Below are 18,551 nucleotides of genomic sequence, written 5' to 3'. Positions count from 1 at the left end.
CAGGACCGGCAAAGCGGTCTGAAAGCGAGCCATGAGCGCAGCCTCGTCAGGCTAACTTGCTGATTTTTCAGCCCCTGACGAAAATTCGTAACAGGGGATGGACGTCTCCGTGCTTTAAAAGGTTCCCATCTGCGGCAGCATTTGGCCACCCTTAATGTGCTCAACGGTTCGGTTATTGCATCGAGTTGGGCTATAATCGCGGCCCTTTTTTGAATCACCGCCAGGCGATTTCCCATGACCAACCAGGCCGCCGAAGTCGCGAAACGCCGCACTTTCGCCATTATTTCCCACCCCGATGCCGGTAAAACCACGATCACCGAAAAGCTCCTGTTGATGGGCAAGGCGATTGCAGTGGCCGGTACGGTGAAATCCCGTAAATCTGATCGCCATGCGACATCCGACTGGATGGAGATGGAGAAGCAGCGGGGTATTTCCATTACCACGTCGGTCATGCAGTTCCCGTATCGCGAACACATGATCAACCTGCTCGACACCCCGGGCCACGAAGACTTCTCCGAAGATACCTACCGCACCCTGACGGCGGTCGACTCGGCATTGATGGTTCTCGACGGCGGTAAAGGTGTCGAGCCACGGACCATTGCGCTGATGGACGTCTGCCGTCTGCGTGACACGCCGATTGTCAGTTTCATCAACAAACTCGACCGTGACATCCGCGACCCGATCGAACTGCTCGACGAAATCGAAGCGGTCCTGAAGATCAAGGCTGCGCCGATCACCTGGCCGATCGGTTGCTACCGCGACTTCAAGGGCGTGTACCACCTGGCTGACGACTACATCATTGTCTACACCGCCGGTCACGGTCACGAACGCACCGAAACCAAGATCATCGAGAAGCTCGATTCGGACGAAGCCCGCGCGCACCTGGGCGACGAGTACGAGCGTTTCATCGAGCAGCTGGAACTGGTTCAAGGCGCCTGCCACGAATTCAACCAGCAGGAATTCCTCGACGGTCAGCTGACTCCGGTGTTCTTCGGTACCGCACTGGGCAACTTCGGTGTTGACCACGTACTCGACGCCGTCGTTGATTGGGCGCCGCGTCCGCTGGCCCGTGTGGCCAACGAACGTACCGTTGAGCCGATCGAAGAGAAGTTCTCCGGCTTCATCTTCAAGATTCAGGCGAACATGGACCCGAAGCACCGCGACCGTATCGCCTTCATGCGCATTTGCTCCGGCAAGTACGAAAAAGGCATGAAGATGCGCCACGTGCGCACCGGCAAGGACGTGCGCATCGGCGACGCCCTGACGTTCTTCTCCTCCGAGCGTGAGCAACTGGAAGAAGCCTTTGCCGGCGACATCATCGGTCTGCACAACCACGGCACCATCCAGATCGGCGACACCTTCAGCGAAGGCGAAACCCTCGGTTTCACCGGTATTCCGCACTTCGCCCCGGAACTGTTCCGCCGCGTTCGCCTGCGTGACCCGCTGAAATCCAAGCAACTGCGTCAGGGCCTGCAACAGCTGGCCGAAGAAGGCGCAACGCAGGTGTTCTTCCCGGAGCGCAGCAACGACATCATCCTCGGCGCCGTCGGTGTGCTGCAGTTCGACGTGGTCGCCAGCCGTTTGAAAGAGGAATACAAGGTCGAGTGCTCCTACGAGCCGATCACCGTGTACTCCGCGCGCTGGATCGAATGCGGCGACAAGAAGAAGCTCGAAGAATTCTCCAACAAGGCAGTAGAAAACCTTGCGGTCGACGGCGGCGGTCACCTGACCTACCTCGCCCCGACGCGGGTCAATCTGGCGTTGATGGAAGAGCGCTGGCCGGACGTGAAATTCCGTGCGACGCGTGAGCATCACTAAGCGCTGAACCGCTGTACCCAAAACCCTCGAAGCGAAAGCCTCGAGGGTTTTTTATTGCCTGCCAATAACCCGCTGCAAAAATACTCCCTGTAGGAGCTGCCGAAGGCTGCGATCTTTTGACGTTGGTTTTTAAAAACAAGATCAACAGATCGCAGCCTGCGGGAGCTCCTACACGGGGGGGTAGGGCGGCTCTGTTTTTCTGGTGTCAGGCATTTTGATGCGCGACAACGGCAGTGTTGACCGTTAGTGTTCCGGTTCCACGCCAGCCGCTTTCAGAGGTCAACGGAATGACGGGTCGATTGATTCACCTGCTACGTCTCGACGGCTATTTCAGCCTGATGGCCTGGGTGCTCGCCGCGTTGCTGTTCATCAATCGCCTGAGCAGCATGGTCAAGCTGTTCATGGCGTTGTATCTGCGTCAGGAGCTGGGGCTGGCGATCGAGACGGTTGGCTGGTTGCTGGCGACGTATGGCGGCGGTTTGCTGATCGGCTCGATGCTCGGTGGCTGGCTCAGTGATCATGTGCGCACCGCGCGGCTGACGGCGGCGTTGTTTTTCGTTTCGATGTGGGTGCTGATCCTCCTCGGGCTGGTGACGCAGGTGCCGCTCTTGGCCGGGTTGCTGTTGCTCAGCGGCACCGTCGATGGCGCGATTCGTACGTTGCACCAGCGCTTGATCATGGAGTATTGCGAGCCTGCGCAGCGCCCCCGCGCCCAGGCTCTGAGCCGGGTGGCGCGCAACCTCGGCATGGCTGCCGCCGGTATTGCCGGCGGGGTGTTGGCGCAGACGGATTTTCGCTGGGTGTTTTTTGCCAGTGCGGCGATGACGCTGCTGGCGTTGCTCTGGTTTGTGCGCACCACCTGGCGCCGGCCGGTGCTGAAATCTGACGAGGTAGCCGAGGCGGGCACTGGCACTGGAGCGCCGTTACGTGACACTGCGTTTCTCTGGCTACTGGCGGCGGCGGTGTTGCTCGGGATGGCTTTCGACACCGTCTACAGCACGCTGGGCAACTACCTGCGCGACTACTATCACCTGAGCACCGAAGCCATCGGTTGGCAGTTCGGGCTCAATGCGATGCTGGTGGTGGCGCTGCAAATTCCACTGACGCACTGGGGCGAGCGTTGGGGCGCACGGCGGCAACTGCTGGCCGGTTGTGTGCTGCTGGCGATCGGCTTGGCAATGCTGCCGTTTGGCTCAGGTTTGCTTTACGTCTGTCTGTCGACGGTGATCTGGACACTGGGTGAAGCTTTTTTCATGCCGCCGATGAATGTGCTGGTCATGCAGCATGCGCAGGGCGGTAAAAGCGGCCAATATTTTGGCCTGTTCTTCATGAGCTGGAGCGCGAGCGCACTCTTGTCGCCGGTGCTGAGTGGTCAGCTGTATGGGCGCTTCGGCGGGCACAGCGTGTGGTTTGCCAGTGCGACGCTGGCGCTGATGACGTTGCCGCTGATCTACCTGGCGACCCGTTCATCTATCCAAGCCAAGGCGCTCGATACCCGCAAAGGAAGGCCTTCACTTAGCTGATTCGGTTATAGCGGTTATTCACAAGTGATCTGCCAGACCGGGGCATTTACCCGCGCTCATTAGCGTCCTATCTGGTGAACCCGGCTGATCGGAACTAGATTTCATTCAGCGCCGGATCGGCACTCCAGGCTTCAATCACGAAAGGATGGAAATGGCTATGAACATTTTTCAACGCATTGTGCTGTTGCTGAAGGTTTTGGTGATGCTGTCACTCGGTACGTCTGCAGCCTGGGCGAGTACTGCCGGTCCAGCGCAGGGTTTTAATGCGCCACATGGTCACGGCGGCGTGATCGTGCTGGCCAAGTCCGAGTCCGAACCGGGCGATCAGGTTCAGGGCGGCAGCAAGGACGATGATGATTCGACCACGGACGAGCCGGACACTGACGATGACGACGGCGATAGCCAGACGTAAATCGCAGGCAAAAGAAACCCCTTCTGCTGCGATTGATTCACTAACAGTGGAAGGGGTTGTTATTTGTGGATGTGGAATCAAACGCAGAGGCCAGGTTTTACCGGTACCTTGATATCTGCTGATTTTATCGTAAGGCTTGTTTCTGGTTCATATGCTTTTTTATAAGGCTAATTAATATATTCAGTTCAATTTGATCGGTGGTACCTGTCAGAAGTGACAGTGGCCGGCTCGTCTTGGCGATGGTTTAATTTTATGGCTTTTAAATTAAACCGAGAGGAACTAGCCATGACTGCTCAACAGAATGTTACGACGGGTAAGGTCAAAGTCGAAGTGAGCGGGGACAAAAGGTTTGTTTTTGAAATAGTGCGTTGTGATATGCATAGTCCGAGATCTCTTGTTCTTCAAAGTTGGGGGGATGAAGGTCTGGAGTTGAAAATACATATCGCAGAGGAGCATGCAATTGAGCAGGGCGTCGATTATAAAGTTGATGGGTCAAATCAAAACAGCGCCTATTACAAAAACCAGCACGGACAATTTAAGGTAAAGAGTGGGAGCGTCAAACTCACGACTTTTGACCTGAAAGAAAAAACTATCCTTTTCAGTTTCAATTTTACAGCTTCAGACAATAACGACGTATTGAAGATTTTGAGTGGTGACCGGGCTTTTCAAGGCATCAACCAATTGTCATGAAATACCGCGGCGGTCTGCAGCAGTTTCGTAATTTGCAGGCAAAAGAAAACCCCTTCTGCCTCGACTGATGCGCAATCGAAGTGGAAGGGGTTGGGTTAACACGTCATTTGCGGATAAACACGATCCCTGTAGGAGCTGTGGCACGCTGCGATCTTTTGCTCTTGATTCTGAAAATCAAAAGATCGCAGCCTCGTTGCACTCGACAGCTCCTACAGGTTTTATAGCTACTCGACAGCTGCTACAGGTTTTGTAGCTTACGCGGCGCCGTCGAGGAACTGCTCGGCGTAGTGGCAAGCCACCTGGCGACGGTCAAGCAGGCGCAAGGCCGGCTCTTCCGTGCTGCAACGCTCGGTCGCATACGGGCAGCGCTTGTGGAAAGCACAGCCCGATGGCGGGTTCAGCGGGTTAGGCAGTTCGCCGACAATCTTGATTTTCGGCTTGTTCGGGTCCGGGTGAATGGTCGGGGTCGCCGACAACAGCGCCTGGGTGTACGGGTGCAGCGGACGCTCGTAGATATCGTTCTTCGGCCCCATTTCCACCGGGCGACCGAGGTACATCACCATCACGTCATCGGCCACGTGTTGCACCACCGCAAGGTTGTGCGAAATGAACACGTAAGCGGTGTTGAACTCCTGCTGCAGATCCATGAACAGGTTCAACACCTGCGCCTGAATCGACACGTCGAGCGCCGAGGTCGGTTCGTCCGCCACCAGCACCTTCGGTTGCAACATCATCGCCCGGGCCAGGGCGATACGCTGGCGCTGACCGCCGGAGAACATGTGCGGATAACGCTGGTAGTGTTCAGGGCGCAAGCCGACCTGCTTCATCATCGCCTGGACTTTCTCGCGACGTTCGGCAGCGGAAAGGTTGGTGTTGATCAGCAAAGGTTCGCCGAGCTGGTCACCGACTTTCTGCCGTGGGTTCAATGAGGCGTACGGGCTTTGAAAAACCATCTGCACGTCTTTGCGCAATTGCTTGCGCTGGGACTTGTCAGCGCCAGTCACTTCCTGGCCAGCGATTTTCAGCGAACCGGAAGAAGGCTCTTCAATCAGCGTCAACGCACGGGCCAGAGTGGATTTGCCGCAACCCGATTCGCCAACAACCGCGAGGGTCTTGCCGGCTTCCAGTTCGAACGACACACCGTTGAGGGCGCGCACGGTCGCATGGCCCTTGAACAGGCCACGGGAGACTTCGTAGTGACGGGTGAGGTCGCGGGCGGTAAGTACGACGGCCATTACGCCACCTCCTGGTTCATCGGGTAGAAGCAGCGGGCGAGGCTGTGGGCTTTCGGATCAAGGCCTGGACGCTGGGCGCGGCAGCTGTCCTGCACGTACGGGCAGCGCGGCGACAGCAGGCAACCCTGCGGACGGTCGTAACGGCCCGGGACGATGCCCGGCAACGTCGACAGGCGTGAGGCGCCGAGGCTGTGCTCGGGAATCGCCTTGAGCAGCGCTTCGCTGTACGGATGCGCCGGGATGTCGAACAGTTGCGGCACCTGACCGACTTCAACGGCCTGGCCCGCGTACATCACGCAGACGCGCTGGGCGGTTTCCGCCACGACTGCGAGGTCGTGAGTGATCAGCACCAGGCCCATGTTCTGTTCTTTCTGCAACGCCAGCAGCAGATCCATGATCTGTGCCTGAATCGTCACGTCGAGCGCCGTGGTCGGTTCGTCGGCGATCAGCAGTTTCGGCTCGCCGGCAATCGCCATGGCGATCGCAACGCGCTGGCTCATACCGCCGGAGAGTTGATGCGGGTAGGCGTCCATACGGCTGGCGGCGCCGGGAATTTCGACTTTTTCCAGCAGCTCGATCGCACGTTTGCGCGCTTGCTTGCCGGACATTTTCAGGTGCAGGCGCAGCACTTCTTCGATCTGGAAACCGACGGTGTAGCTCGGGTTCAGCGCGGTCATCGGATCCTGGAAGACCATCGACAGATCTTTGCCGACGATTTGCCGACGCTGACGGTTGCTCAGCTTGAGCATGTCTTTGCCGTCAAAGTTGAGTGAGTCGGCGGTGACGATGCCCGGATGCTCGATCAGGCCCATCAGGGCCATCATGGTCACGGATTTGCCCGAGCCCGATTCGCCAACGATGGCCAGCACTTCGCCTTTGTCGACTTTCAGATCGAGGCCGTCGACCACCGGGGTCGCGGTCTTGTCGCCGAAGCGAACGTTGAGATTCTTGATTTCTAGCAGTGACATGGGAATCTCCTCAGGCGGCGTTCTTGAGTTTCGGGTCCAGCGCATCGCGCAGACCGTCGCCCATCAAGTTGATTGCCAGCACGCTGAGCAAAATGGTCAAACCAGGCAGACTGACTACCCACCAGGCACGTTCGATGTAGTCGCGGGCCGAGGCCAGCATGGTGCCCCACTCAGGGGTTGGCGGTTGTACGCCAAGGCCGAGGAAGCCCAGTGCGGCAGCATCGAGAATCGCCGAGGAGAAACTCAGGGTTGCCTGCACGATCAGCGGCGCCATGCAGTTGGGCAGCACGGTGATGAACATCAGGCGCGGCAGACCGGCACCGGCCAGGCGCGCGGCGGTTACGTAGTCGCGGTTCAGTTCCCCCATCACGGCGGCACGGGTCAGACGCACGTAGGACGGCAAGGACACCACGGCAATGGCGATCACGGTGTTGATCAGTCCAGGGCCGAGGATGGCGACAATCGCCACCGCCAGCAGCAGCGACGGCAGGGCCAGCATGATGTCCATCAGCCGCATGATGGTCGGGCCGATCATCTTCGGGAAGAAGCCGGCGAACAGACCCAGAAGGATCCCCGGAATCAGCGACATCACTACCGACGACAAGCCGATCAGCAGCGACAGGCGCGAACCCTGGATCAGGCGCGACAGCAAGTCACGACCCAATTCATCGGTACCGAGCAGGAACTGCATCTGCCCGCCTTCAAGCCACGCCGGTGGCGTCAGCAGGAAGTCGCGGTATTGCTCGCTCGGGTTGTGCGGGGCGACCCATGGCGCGAACAGCGCGCAGAAAATCACCAGCAACATGAACAGCAGGCCGGCAACCGCGCCCTTGTTCTTCGAGAAGGCTTGCCAGAACTCTTTGTACGGCGACGGATACAGCAGGCTTTGATCCGCGTTGGAGGCGGAAGTCGCTACTGAGGAAGTTGGAGTGCTCATTGAATTGGACCTCAGCGCTGATGACGGATGCGTGGGTTGGCAAAGCCGTAGAGGATGTCCACTACGAAGTTGACCAGAATCACCAGGCAGGCGATTAACAGGATGCCGTTTTGCACAACCGGATAGTCCCGGGCGCCGATGGCTTCGATCAGCCATTTACCGATGCCGGGCCAGGAGAAAATGGTTTCGGTCAGAACCGCACCGGCGAGCAAAGTGCCGACTTGCAGACCGACCACGGTGAGCACCGGAATCAGTGCGTTACGCAGACCGTGAACGAACACCACGCGCGACGGCGACAGGCCTTTGGCCCTGGCGGTACGGATGTAGTCTTCGCGCAATACTTCGAGCATCGACGATCGGGTCATCCGCGCGATTACCGCCAGCGGGATGGTGCCGAGCACGATGGCCGGCAGGATCAGGTGATGCAGGGCGTCGAAGAACGCACCGACGTCATCGGCCAGCAACGTATCGATCAACATGAAACCGGTGCGCGGCTCAATGTCGTAGAGCAGGTCGATCCGTCCGGAAACCGGGGTCCAGCCCAGGCTCACCGAGAAGAACATGATCAGGATCAGGCCCCACCAGAAGATCGGCATCGAATACCCCGCGAGGGAGATGCCCATCACCCCGTGGTCGAACAGGGATCCTCGCTTGAGTGCCGCAATCACCCCGGCCAGAAGCCCGAGAATGCCGGCGAACAGCAGGGCGGCCATGGACAGTTCCAGGGTCGCCGGGAATAGGGAGGTGAACTCGGTCCATACGCTCTCACGCGTACGCAGGGATTCGCCGAGATCGCCGTGGGCCAGTTTGCCGATGTAGTCCAGATACTGGGCATACAGCGGCTTGTTCAGACCTAGGCGTTCCATTGCCTGAGCGTGCATTTCGGGGTCGACCCGACGTTCGCCCATCATCACTTCCACGGGGTCGCCAGGGATCATGCGAATCAACGCGAAGGTCAGCAAGGTGATGCCGAAAAACGTGGGGATCAACAACCCCAGTCGGCGGGCAATAAAACTAAACATCTTGTGTGGTACCTCATCAGCCGGTTAGGCGTGCCCGGCGTCTCTGGAGTCAGGGACGCCGGGAGTTTCTTATCTACTTCACCTGGGTGGTGGCGAAGTTATTAGTGGTGAGAGGGCTGATGTGATAGCCCTCTACGTTGTTGCGCATTGCAGTGAACATCCTGGTGTGAGCCATGCTGATCCATGGCTGATCCTGATTAAACAGTACCTGAGCCTGTTCGTAGAGCGCGGCGCGTTCGGCCGGATCTACTTTAGCCCGTGCTTCATCCAGCAGCGTCTGGAATTTCTCGTTGCACCAGCGTGCGTAGTTTTCGCCGTTCTTGGCCGCTTCACAACTGAGCATAGGCGTCAGGAAGTTATCCGGGTCGCCGTTGTCGCCCGCCCATCCGGCAGACACCATGTCGTGCTCGCCGTTCTTGGCGCGTTTGAGCATCTCGCCCCATTCCATCACGCGGATGTCGATCTTGATCCCGACTTTCGCCAGGTCAGCCTGCATCATTTGCGCACCGAGCATCGGGTTCGGGTTGGTCGGACCGCCGCCGTTACGGGTGAACAGGGTAAACACGGTGCCGTCTGGAACCCCGGCTTCCTTGAGCAGGGCGCGCGCCTTGTCGAGGTCACGTGGCGGGTTCTTCAGGTCGTGGTTGTAGCCCAGCAGCGTCGGCGGGTACGGGTTGACCGCGACCGAAGCGTTGCCTTTGCCGAACAGGGCGTTGACGTAGGCTTCCTTGTCGAAGGCGATATCGATCGCCTTACGTACGCGCACGTCACTCATGTATTTGTGCTGGGTGTTCATGGCGATGTAGGACACGGTCATCGCGTCCAGTTCGTCGACTTTCAGGTTGCTGTCTTTCTTGATGCTCGGGATGTCATCCGGTTTCGGATACAGCGCGACCTGGCACTCGTTGGCCTTGAGCTTTTGCAGGCGCACGTTGTTGTCGGTGGCGATGGCCAGGATCAACGCGTCAGCCGGCGGCTTGCCACGGAAATAGTCCGGGTTGGCCTTGAAGCGTACCTGGGCGTCTTTGGCATAACGCTGGAAGATGAACGGGCCGGTGCCGACAGGCTTGTTGTTGAGGTCGCCGGTCTTGTTGGCCTTGAGCAACTGGTCGGCGTATTCGGCCGGGTAGATCGAGGAGAACGCCATCGCGATGTCGGCCAGGAACGGCGCTTCGCGGCGGGTCAGGGTGAACTTGACCGTGTTGTCGTCGACTTTTTCTACGCTTTTGAGCAGTTCCTTGAAGCCCATGCTTTCAAAGTACGGGAAGCCCACGCTCGACAGTTTGTGCCACGGGTGATTCGGGTCCAGCTGACGCTGGAAGCTCCAGACCACGTCGTCGGCGTTCATGTCGCGGGTCGGCTTGAAATATTCGGTGGTGTGAAACTTGACGCCTTTGCGCAGGTGGAACGTGTAGTTCAGGCCGTCTTCACTGATGTCCCACGACTCGGCGAGTGCCGGGATCACTTCAGTAGTACCGGGCTTGAAGTCCGCAAGGCGGTTGAAGATGGTTTCGGCCACCGCATCGGCAGTGACTGCAGTCGTGTACTGGACCATATCGAAGCCTTCCGGACTGGCTTCGGTGCAGACCACCAAGGGTTTGGCCGAGACGCCAACAGCGACACTCAGCAACGCAGCCGCGATGGCCGCACGTAGGGGAAGCATTTTCATCGATAACCCTCTGCAATCGGTTGAAGACAAAAAACCGTACGGCCGACTCCTCATGAGTCAGCCGACGGTTGGCGTTTTTACAGAATGTTGAATGGAATCGTGGTCACGAGACGGAACTCGTTGATGCTGCCGTCAGCCTGGTTTTCGCTGGCACGGTGAGTGGTGTAGGTCGCGCGAACAGTGGTGGCCTTGAGTGGACCGCTCTGTACGGCGTACGAAGTACCGATGCCGTATTCGTAGTGATGTTCGCCGTCCATGTTGCGTACGTCGTATGCGGTGCCGACGTAGTGAGTACCGTCGATGCCCCAGCCGCGAGCGGTGTAGGCGTTGAACTTCAGGCCCGGGATACCGTATTCGGCCATGTTGATGCCGTAGGCGATCTGGAAGGATTTCTCGTTCGGTCCGTTGAAGTCGGACAGCAGGGAGTTGGCCAGGTAGATGCCGTTGGTTTCGTGCAGGTAGTCGAAGTACTCGTTACCGTTCACTTCCTGATACGAGAAGGTCAGGGTGTGTGCCTGGTGAGTCAGACCGAACGACAGCGAGTAGGTGTCGTTGTCGATGTTACCCATCAACTTTTTGCCTTCGTCGACGGTCTTGTAGTAGTTCAGGCCGGTGGTCAGGCTCAGCACCGAGCTGTCGCCCAGTTCGTGAGTCGCGCCGAAGTAGTACTGGTTCCAGAAGTCTTCAGCCTGGGTCGCGTAGAGGCTGGTTTTCAGGCTCTTGAGCGGCTGATAGTTCACGCCGGCAGTGTTGACGTGATCGGTTTCGACACCGGTGTTGCTGTATTCGGTGCGGAATTTCGACAGGCTCTGTTCGGTACGTGGCGACACGCGGTCGAAGGTGGCGAGGTCGAACGACAGGTTGTCGAATTCTTCACTGTGGATCGCCACACCTTCAAAGCTCGAAGGCAGCGGACGGTTGCCGATGACGTCGACGATCGGGCTGCTGAAGTTCATGCGGCCGGCGGTCAGGGTGGTGTTGGAGATACGTGCCTTGACGTTGGCCAGGCCGAGTTTGCTCCACTGGTCGACGGCGTCACCGTTGGAGTGGGCGAGGGTACGGTTGGAACCGCCCTTGATGTCTTCGCGGCTGCGATCCAGTGCGATGGCGTTGTAAGCCGCAACTTCGGTGCTGATCCCCACGGTGCCCTCGGTGAAGCCCGAGGTGTAGTTGAGGATGGTGCCCTGAACCCAGTTGATCCGGCGCGAACCGGTCAGGGTTTCGCCATGGCGCTCGTACTTGAAGGTACCGCCGCGCTGTTTGTCTTCGTTGGCGTACCAGTTACGGGTCGAACCCGACAGGCTTTGACCGTCGATGAAGCCTTTGGCTTCGGACTGGGCGCTGGTGCTGGCCAGTTGAGTCGGGACGAATTCCTGGCTGACGCTTTCAGCGTGGGCTCCGGCGGTGATGCTGCTGATGGCCAGGGCCAGTATCGCGGTGCTGCTCAGTTTCATGGGTGAAGCTCCTTTACTTTCTTTTTATGCCGGCTTTTTTTGGTATGCCGGTTATTGGTTTAGAACTCATTCACACATCGCAAACGTTTGCTAAAGGCCGGACTGGCGAATTTCGGCAAAGCGCTTGCGTGAGGGGCTAGACAGCGCCCCTCAGCGTTGCGGCTAATCGGTTGGGTTAATCGATACTGACACCCGAGAACACGTTGCGACCGAACGGGCTGACCTTGAACCCTTCGATCCTGGTGCTCAGTGGCTGGTTGACGGTCGAGTGGGCGACAGGCGTGATCGGCACTTGCTGTTTAAGCAATTGCTGGGCCTGTTTATAGAGCACGGTGCGCTGGTCGCGGTCGGTGACGACCTTGGCCTCTTTGATCAGCTTGTCGTAAGCCGGATCGCACCACATGGAGTAGTTGTTGCCGCCGATGGCGTCGCAGCTGTACAGCGTGCCGAGCCAGTTGTCCGGGTCACCGTTGTCACCGGTCCAGCCGATCAGGCTGATGTCGTGCTCGCCATTCTTGGTGCGCTTGATGTACTCGCCCCATTCATAGCTGACGATTTTCACCTTCAGACCGATCTTGGCCCAGTCTGCCTGGAGCATTTCGGCCATCAGCTTGGCGTTCGGGTTGTACGGACGCTGCACCGGCATCGCCCACAGAGTGATTTCGGTGCCTTCCTTGACCCCCGCAGCCTTGAGCAGCTCTTTGGCTTTTTCCGGGTTATAGGCAGCATCTTTGATGCTGTCGTCATAGGACCACTGGGTCGGCGGCATGGCGTTGACGGCCAGTTGCCCGGCGCCTTGGTAAACGGCGTTGAGAATCCCTTGTTTATTCACCGCCATGTCCAGCGCCTGACGCACTTCGAGCTGGTCGAAAGGTTTGTGGCGCACGTTGTAGGCGATGTAACCGAGGTTGAAACCCGGCTTGGAGATCAGTTGCAGCTTCGGATCGCTTTTCAGCGCTTCAACGTCGGCCGGACGCGGGTGCAGCGTGATCTGGCACTCATTGGCCTTGAGTTTCTGCACGCGGACCGAGGCATCGGTGTTGATCGCGAAGATCAGGTTGTCGAGTTTGACCCGGCTCGGATCCCAGTAATGCTTGTTACCGGTGAAGCGGATGTTCGAGTCTTTCTGATAGCTCTTGAACACGAACGGCCCGGTGCCGATCGGCTTCTGATTGATATCGCTCGGCTTGCCATCGGCCAGCAATTTGTCGGCGTATTCGGCGGACAGGATGGCGGCGAAGCTCATGGCGAGGTTCTGGATGAACGCGGCGTCGACGCTGTTGAGCGTGAACTCCACGGTCAGCGGCCCGGTCTTTTCGACCTTGGCGATGTTCTTGTTCAGGCTCATCCCGTTGAAATACGGGAACTCGGTGGGATAAGCCTTTCGGAATGGCTGCTGTGCATCAAGCATGCGGTTAAACGTGAACAACACGTCGTCGGCGTTGAAATCGCGGCTCGGCTTGAAGTACGGCGTTGTATGAAATTTCACACCTTCACGCAGGTGAAAGGTGTACTTGAGACCATCCTCGGAAATGTCCCACTTGGTGGCCAGACCCGGTACTACATTGGTTTCGCCTTTTTCGAACTCGACCAGACGGTTATAGATCGGTTCGGCGGCGTCGTTATCGGTCGCTGTCGTGTACTGCGCGGTATCAAAACCCGCCGGGCTGCCTTCGGAGCAGAACACCAGGCTTTTACTGGCGGCGAAACTGGCGGACGAAGCCAACAGGCCGGCGCCCAGCAATGCGGAAAAAACCAAGGTATGGCGCATGACGCTCCCTCTTATTTTTTAGTGTTGTGCAATGCGCCGCGTCTCATCCCTGGACGTTGTGGTCGCATTGAGCTCAATCCAATACGTACGGCAAACCGGTGGCCCACGCAGAAACTGGTCAGAACCCGACGGTAAGTTCCGCGGGACCGGCAGTAAATGCGTAATTGCCTGAAACTGCGTAGGAAAAGTCGACACGCCTATACCGCTGCAGTTACCTGCAATGGCATTGGCTGAAGGAAATTTCCTGACTTCCCGGCAGGTAAGGCAACGGCGACGTCAAAAACGTCGCCGTTGCCGTGCCTTATTTGCTGACGCTGACGCCGTAGAAGGAGTTCAAGCCGAATGGGCTGATCTTGAAATCCTGCACGTTGGCGCGCATGGGTTGATACACCGTCGAGTGAGCGATAGGTGTCATCGGGACTGCATCTTTGAGGACGTGTTGTGCCTCTTTGTACAGTTCGGTGCGCTTACCTTGGTCGGTTGTGCGCTTGGCTTCCTTGACGAGGCCGTCGAACTTCTTGTCGCACCACTTGGAGAAGTTGTTGCCGCTGAGCGAGTCGCAGCCGAACAGCACGTTCAGCCAGTTGTCCGGATCACCATTGTCACCGCTCCAGCCAATGATCATGGCCTGGTTCTCGCCACCTTTGGAGCGTTTGATGTACTCGCCCCACTCGTAGCTGGTGATCTTCACTTTCAAGCCGATCTTGGCCCAGTCGGACTGGAGCATTTCGGCCATCAGTTTGGCGTTCGGGTTGTATGGACGCTGAACCGGCATCGCCCACAGCACGATCTCGGTACCTTCCTTGACGCCGGCTTCCTTGAGCAGCTGTTTGGCTTTCTCAGGATCGTACTTGGCGTCTTTGATGGTGGTGTCGTAAGACCACTGCGTCGGCGGCATGGCGTTGACGGCCAACTGGCCTGCGCCCTGATAAACCGAGTCGATGATTTGTGGCTTGTTCACCGCCATGTCCAGCGCCTGGCGGACGCGCAGGTCAGCCAGTGGGTTGGCCTCGTTGCTGCCCTTGACCTTGTCCATCACGTTGTAGGCGATGTAGCCGAGGTTGAAGCCAGCCTGGTCAGGCATCTTCAGGGTCTTGTCTTCTTTCAGCGCCTTCAGGTCGGCCGGACGCGGGAACAGGGTGACCTGGCACTCGTTCTTTTTCAGCTTCTGAATACGTACCGACGGGTCGGTGGTGATGGCGAAGATCAGGTTGTCGATCTTGACGTCTTCAGGCTTCCAGTAGTCCTTGTTGCCGGTGTAACGGATGTTCGAGTCTTTCTGGTAGCTCTTGAACACGAAAGGACCAGTGCCGATCGGCTTCTGGTTGATGTCGGCAGCCTTGCCTTCCTTGAGCAGCTGGGCCGCGTACTCGGCGGACTGCACCGAGGCGAAGCTCATGGCCATGTTCTGGATGAACGCGGCGTCGACTTCTTTCAGGGTGAACTTGACGGTGTGGTCGTCGACTTTATCGATCTTGGTGATGTTGGTGTCCATCCCCATGTCGGTGAAGTACGGGAATTCGGTCGGGTACGCCTTACGGAACGGGTCATCCTTGTTAATCATGCGATTGAAGGTGAACAGTACGTCGTCGGCGTTGAACTCACGAGTCGGCTTGAAATACGGGGTGGTGTGAAACTTGACGCCTTCGCGCAGATGGAAGGTATACGTCAGGCCATCGTCGGAAATGTCCCACTTGGTCGCCAGACCAGGAATCACGGCGGTGCCGCCGCGCTCGAACTGGGTCAGACGGTTGAACATGGTTTCAGCTGAGGCGTCGAAGTCGGTTCCGGTGGTGTACTGGCCCGGGTCGAAACCGGCCGGGCTGCCTTCAGAGCAGAACACCAGGTTAGTCGCAGCGGATGCGAAAGGTGCGGAGGCTAACAAGCCTGCGCCGACTAGAAACGGAATGACCGCGTGTTTAAGCATGTTGGCCTCATGATTTGTTGTCATTTTTTAGTTGTGAGGTACGACCTCGTGAGTCGTGCCTGCGGATACTTATGCAGGGGCCATACCCATTGCAAGATCCAGAGTGTGAGCGAGCGTTAAACGGTGGCACGTACGTACCTTAATGTCGCATCTGTATAACTTTTGACGCATTTGACCGTTTGCGGGTGATTTTTACGGTGCAAACGAAGCCCCAAAACGGTGCGCTGGTCACGTTGTGCGCGCCGCCTTGGGGCTCGGTGTTACTTATTTATACCGACGCCGTAAAAGGGCGTCAGACCAAACGGGCTGATCCGGAAGTCAGTGACTTCCTTGCGCAGCGGCTGGAACACCGTGGAGTTGGCGATCGGGGTGATCGGCACTTGCTGTTTAAGAATCAGCTGGGCCTGTTGATAGAGTTTCACCCGCTGCGTCTTGTCGGTGGAGACCTTGGCCTGTTGCACCAGCTTGTCGTACGCCGGGTCGCACCACTTGGCGTAGTTGCTGCCTTTGACCGCCGCGCAGCTGTAGAGCACGCCAAGCCAGTTGTCCGGGTCGCCGTTGTCGCCTGTCCAACCATAGATCATGGCGTCGTGTTCGCCATTTTTGGCGCGCTTGATGTACTCGCCCCATTCATAGCTGACGATGTTGGCCTTGATGCCGATTTTCTCCCAATCCTGCTGGATCATCTGCGCCGACATCCGCGCATTCGGGTTCGAAGCGCGCTGCACTGTCATCGCCCAGAGGTTGATGGTTGTACCCGGTGCAACCCCTGCTTCTTTAAGTAGCACCCGCGCTTTGACCGGATCGTAAGGGGCGTCCTTGATATTCGGGTCATACGACCATTGCGCCGGCGGCAGGGCGTTCTGCGCCAGTTGGCCGGCACTTTGGTAGACGGCTTTGATGATTGCCGGTTTGTCGATGGCCATGTCCAGCGCCTGGCGTACCTTGAGCTGATCGAGTGGCGCGTGGGTGGTGTTGTAGGCGAGGAAACCAAGGTTGAAACCGGCTTGCTTGAGCACGCGCAGATTCGGGTCTTTTTCCATTACTTCGATGTCGGCGGGGCGCGGGTAGCCGCTGACCTGGCATTCGCCGGCCTTGAGTTTTTGCAGACGCACGGCGGCGTCCGGGGTAATCGAGAAGATCAGGTTATCGATTTTGACGTCTTCGGGTTTCCAGTAGGCCGTGTTGGCGGCGTAGCGGATCTGCGAGTCCTTCTGGTAGCGCTTGAACACGAACGGGCCGGTGCCAACGGGTTTCTGGTTGAGGTCGGCGGCTTTGCCTTCCTTCAACAGTTGCGCTGCGTATTCGGCCGATTGCACCGAGGCGAAGCTCATGGCGAGGTTTTGCACGAACGCGGCGTCGACGTTGTTGAGGTTGAAGCGCACGGTTTGCTCGTCGAGTTTTTCTACCGATTTGATCGTGGTGTTCAGGCCCATGTCGGTGAAGTAGGGGGATTCGGCGGGGTAGGCCTTGCGAAAAGCGTTGTCCGGGTCGAGCAGGCGCTGGAAGGTGAAGAGGACGTCGTCGGCGTTGAAGTCGCGGGTCGGGGTGAAGTATTCGGTGGTGTGGAATTTCACGTTTTGGCGCAGGTGGAAGGTGTATTGCAGGCCATCCGGGGAGATGTCCCATTTTGTTGCCAGGCCGGGTTCGATGTCGGTGCCGCCGCGTTTGAATTGGGTGAGGCGGTTGAAGACGGTTTCGGCAGAGGCGTCGAAGTCGGTGCCGCTGGTGTATTGGCTGGGGTCGAAGCCGGCGGGGCTGGCTTCGGAGCAGTAGACCAGGGTGGTGGCGGCGTTTGCCAGCGGGGCTATGGCTGTTAGGGCGAGGGAGATCAAGAGCGGTTTTAGGGTGGATCTTGGCATGGAGTCCCCGAGGATTTGGAGGTGGTTGTTGGTTGAGGGTAGCGGGGATTTGGGGGTGTTCGGAAATATCGTTTTTCCTGTTGGAGTGTCTATCTCGGTATATGTGGGGGGGCTTTTGTTGGGGGCATATCCGTTGCTGCGGTGATGGCGGCTTAGGGTTCCGCCCTTACGGCGGGTCACTTTTGACAAACGCCTCAAAAGTAACCAAAAAGGCTTGCTCCTACGTGCGGCCCGCTCGCTGGGGCTCGGGGTTCCTTCGCTGCGGGATCGATCCGGGCGCAGCGCCTACGGTTTGCTGCGCTGCACCTCCTCTCGCTGTGTTTGGCTGCGCCAAACGGTCGCTGCGCTCCCACCCCCGGATCAATCCCTCCACTCAGCCTTCCGACGTCGCCCTACAGATCAAGATCAAGATCTGCAGCCGAGCTTGCGCTCATCCTGCGAGTGGTGCGGCTGCGCCGCGGGATTTATGTAGGAGCTGCCGCAGGCTGCGATCTTTTGATCTTGCTTCTGGTTTTGAAAGGTCAACGTCAAAAGATCGCAGCCTTCGGCAGCTCAGGGGGGTGTTTAAAAGTGTTTCGAAATGGGTGAACCTTCCCACAAGGTTTTCAGGTTGTCCGTCGGACGTGGGCGCTCTAGGCTCTGGGTGTCGCTGAATGATCAGCGGACGGGTGTGAGAACCCGCCGAGCTTGAAACTAGCACCAGTAAGACCATAATTGCGGCCGGCTTATTAGCTGTCGCAATGCCTTATGGCGGCTGTGTGCGGGCAGACTTCGGTCTGGCCGGTTTTCTGCTCACCGGTTTCTCACTCCGCACATAGCTGCCACCCTTTGCCACGTGAGAAATGGCTGAGGGCGGCTCGAATGACGAGCAGATTTTTATGAAAGATAAAATTGTCCCCGATCCACCCCTCGAATCCACAACCCCGCTCGAAGACGCCCTCCGCGCCGACGATCAATTCAAAAACCGCGAAGCGATAAAACGCGCCCTCGATTTCTACCTCAGCCCCGATCCCTGCAAACCGCGTCTGCCCAGCACGATGTTCCTTGTTCATCCGAACATCGACACGGAAAGTCTGCTCGCGCATGCCTGCGAATCACTCGCCTCGGCCAATGTCATGGCGGGCGATTTCGCTGATCAGCTCAGTCGCCCGCAACGCAGTACGGCGTTGGCGATTCAGCAGATTGTGATGCTGGCGGAGCTGGCGGTGAATCGGGCGCTGGATCGGGTTGATCCGCGTACCTGATTCGTCGGGATACCATGTC

The 18,551-nt window shown here is 58.0% G+C and carries 14 protein-coding genes; 5 read left to right on the top strand and 9 right to left on the bottom strand.

Annotated features, from left to right (window positions below; genetic code table 11):
- The first annotated feature begins 234 nt into the window (after positions 1 to 234).
- The 4 genes from QOL84_RS15070 (at position 235) to QOL84_RS15055 (ending at position 4,443) form a co-directional block, all read left to right on the top strand.
- The gene (locus QOL84_RS15070) at positions 235 to 1,818 is read left to right on the top strand and encodes a peptide chain release factor 3 (RefSeq protein ID WP_129389052.1); all 1,584 of its coding nucleotides are present in this window, start codon (positions 235 to 237) and stop codon (positions 1,816 to 1,818) included.
- A 287-nt stretch (positions 1,819 to 2,105) separates the two neighbouring features.
- Positions 2,106 to 3,341 carry an MFS transporter gene (locus QOL84_RS15065; protein WP_283437705.1) on the top strand — a complete coding sequence of 412 codons (1,236 nt, stop codon included), beginning with the start codon at positions 2,106 to 2,108 and terminating at the stop codon, positions 3,339 to 3,341.
- A gap of 157 nt (positions 3,342 to 3,498) precedes the next feature.
- Entirely contained in the window at positions 3,499 to 3,753 is a 255-nt protein-coding gene (locus QOL84_RS15060) for a hypothetical protein (RefSeq protein WP_283437704.1), read from the top strand.
- Positions 3,754 to 4,038: 285 nt separating this feature from the next.
- Entirely contained in the window at positions 4,039 to 4,443 is a 405-nt protein-coding gene (locus tag QOL84_RS15055; protein WP_283437703.1) for a hypothetical protein, read from the top strand.
- Positions 4,444 to 4,697: 254 nt separating this feature from the next.
- Here the strand turns inward: QOL84_RS15055 and QOL84_RS15050 are convergent, their stop codons facing one another.
- From QOL84_RS15050 to QOL84_RS15010, 9 genes are all read right to left on the bottom strand, one after another.
- Entirely contained in the window at positions 4,698 to 5,678 is a 981-nt protein-coding gene (locus QOL84_RS15050) for a peptide ABC transporter ATP-binding protein (protein ID WP_129389062.1), read from the bottom strand.
- Complete coding sequence (locus QOL84_RS15045) at positions 5,678 to 6,646, bottom strand: ABC transporter ATP-binding protein (RefSeq protein WP_283437702.1); 969 nt, start codon at positions 6,644 to 6,646, stop codon at positions 5,678 to 5,680. Before QOL84_RS15045 ends, QOL84_RS15050 begins: the two co-directional genes overlap by 1 nt.
- A 10-nt stretch (positions 6,647 to 6,656) precedes the next feature.
- A complete protein-coding gene (locus QOL84_RS15040; RefSeq protein ID WP_283437701.1) occupies positions 6,657 to 7,583 on the bottom strand; it encodes an ABC transporter permease subunit in 927 nt (308 codons plus the stop codon).
- Positions 7,584 to 7,594: 11 nt separating this feature from the next.
- On the bottom strand, positions 7,595 to 8,605 hold the full coding sequence (locus tag QOL84_RS15035) for an ABC transporter permease subunit (RefSeq protein ID WP_075947650.1): 1,011 nt from the start codon (positions 8,603 to 8,605) through the stop codon (positions 7,595 to 7,597).
- Between the two features lie 73 nt (positions 8,606 to 8,678).
- Positions 8,679 to 10,274, bottom strand: coding sequence for an ABC transporter substrate-binding protein (locus QOL84_RS15030; RefSeq protein WP_129389071.1), 1,596 nt, complete (start codon positions 10,272 to 10,274; stop codon positions 8,679 to 8,681).
- 77 nt (positions 10,275 to 10,351) lie between these two features.
- A complete protein-coding gene (locus QOL84_RS15025) occupies positions 10,352 to 11,728 on the bottom strand; it encodes an OprD family porin (protein WP_283437700.1) in 1,377 nt (458 codons plus the stop codon).
- 175 nt (positions 11,729 to 11,903) lie between these two features.
- Positions 11,904 to 13,499: an ABC transporter substrate-binding protein gene (locus QOL84_RS15020; protein WP_283437699.1), complete on the bottom strand. Its 1,596-nt coding sequence runs from the start codon at positions 13,497 to 13,499 to the stop codon at positions 11,904 to 11,906.
- Positions 13,500 to 13,800: 301 nt separating this feature from the next.
- Entirely contained in the window at positions 13,801 to 15,426 is a 1,626-nt protein-coding gene (locus tag QOL84_RS15015; protein ID WP_077571094.1) for an ABC transporter substrate-binding protein, read from the bottom strand.
- 260 nt (positions 15,427 to 15,686) lie between these two features.
- Positions 15,687 to 17,288: an ABC transporter substrate-binding protein gene (locus QOL84_RS15010; protein WP_283437698.1), complete on the bottom strand. Its 1,602-nt coding sequence runs from the start codon at positions 17,286 to 17,288 to the stop codon at positions 15,687 to 15,689.
- Positions 17,289 to 18,166: 878 nt separating this feature from the next.
- Between QOL84_RS15010 and QOL84_RS15005 the strand changes: the two genes are divergently transcribed.
- Positions 18,167 to 18,532 (top strand): DUF6124 family protein, encoded by a 366-nt coding sequence (locus QOL84_RS15005; protein ID WP_283437697.1) that lies wholly within the window; start codon positions 18,167 to 18,169, stop codon positions 18,530 to 18,532.
- The last annotated feature ends 19 nt before the right edge of the window (positions 18,533 to 18,551 follow it).

The sequence above is a fragment of the Pseudomonas helmanticensis genome (assembly GCF_900182985.1).
In the GTDB taxonomy this organism is placed as follows: domain Bacteria; phylum Pseudomonadota; class Gammaproteobacteria; order Pseudomonadales; family Pseudomonadaceae; genus Aquipseudomonas; species Aquipseudomonas helmanticensis.
The sequence above is the reverse complement of the archived record's forward strand: the minus strand, read 5'-3'. Positions and strand labels throughout refer to the sequence as shown.

Excerpts from the sequence above, each read along its gene's own strand:
- QOL84_RS15070 (WP_129389052.1), top strand. The coding sequence starts at position 235 with ATGACCAACCAGGCCGCCGAAGTCGCGAAACGCCGCACTTTCGCCATT.
- QOL84_RS15065 (WP_283437705.1), top strand. The coding sequence starts at position 2,106 with ATGACGGGTCGATTGATTCACCTGCTACGTCTCGACGGCTATTTCAGC.
- QOL84_RS15060 (WP_283437704.1), top strand. The coding sequence starts at position 3,499 with ATGAACATTTTTCAACGCATTGTGCTGTTGCTGAAGGTTTTGGTGATG.
- QOL84_RS15055 (WP_283437703.1), top strand. The coding sequence starts at position 4,039 with ATGACTGCTCAACAGAATGTTACGACGGGTAAGGTCAAAGTCGAAGTG.
- QOL84_RS15050 (WP_129389062.1), bottom strand. The coding sequence starts at position 5,678 with ATGGCCGTCGTACTTACCGCCCGCGACCTCACCCGTCACTACGAAGTC.
- QOL84_RS15045 (WP_283437702.1), bottom strand. The coding sequence starts at position 6,646 with ATGTCACTGCTAGAAATCAAGAATCTCAACGTTCGCTTCGGCGACAAG.
- QOL84_RS15040 (WP_283437701.1), bottom strand. The coding sequence starts at position 7,583 with ATGAGCACTCCAACTTCCTCAGTAGCGACTTCCGCCTCCAACGCGGAT.
- QOL84_RS15035 (WP_075947650.1), bottom strand. The coding sequence starts at position 8,605 with ATGTTTAGTTTTATTGCCCGCCGACTGGGGTTGTTGATCCCCACGTTT.
- QOL84_RS15030 (WP_129389071.1), bottom strand. The coding sequence starts at position 10,274 with ATGAAAATGCTTCCCCTACGTGCGGCCATCGCGGCTGCGTTGCTGAGT.
- QOL84_RS15025 (WP_283437700.1), bottom strand. The coding sequence starts at position 11,728 with ATGAAACTGAGCAGCACCGCGATACTGGCCCTGGCCATCAGCAGCATC.
- QOL84_RS15020 (WP_283437699.1), bottom strand. The coding sequence starts at position 13,499 with ATGCGCCATACCTTGGTTTTTTCCGCATTGCTGGGCGCCGGCCTGTTG.
- QOL84_RS15015 (WP_077571094.1), bottom strand. The coding sequence starts at position 15,426 with ATGCTTAAACACGCGGTCATTCCGTTTCTAGTCGGCGCAGGCTTGTTA.
- QOL84_RS15010 (WP_283437698.1), bottom strand. The coding sequence starts at position 17,288 with ATGCCAAGATCCACCCTAAAACCGCTCTTGATCTCCCTCGCCCTAACA.
- QOL84_RS15005 (WP_283437697.1), top strand. The coding sequence starts at position 18,167 with ATGAAAGATAAAATTGTCCCCGATCCACCCCTCGAATCCACAACCCCG.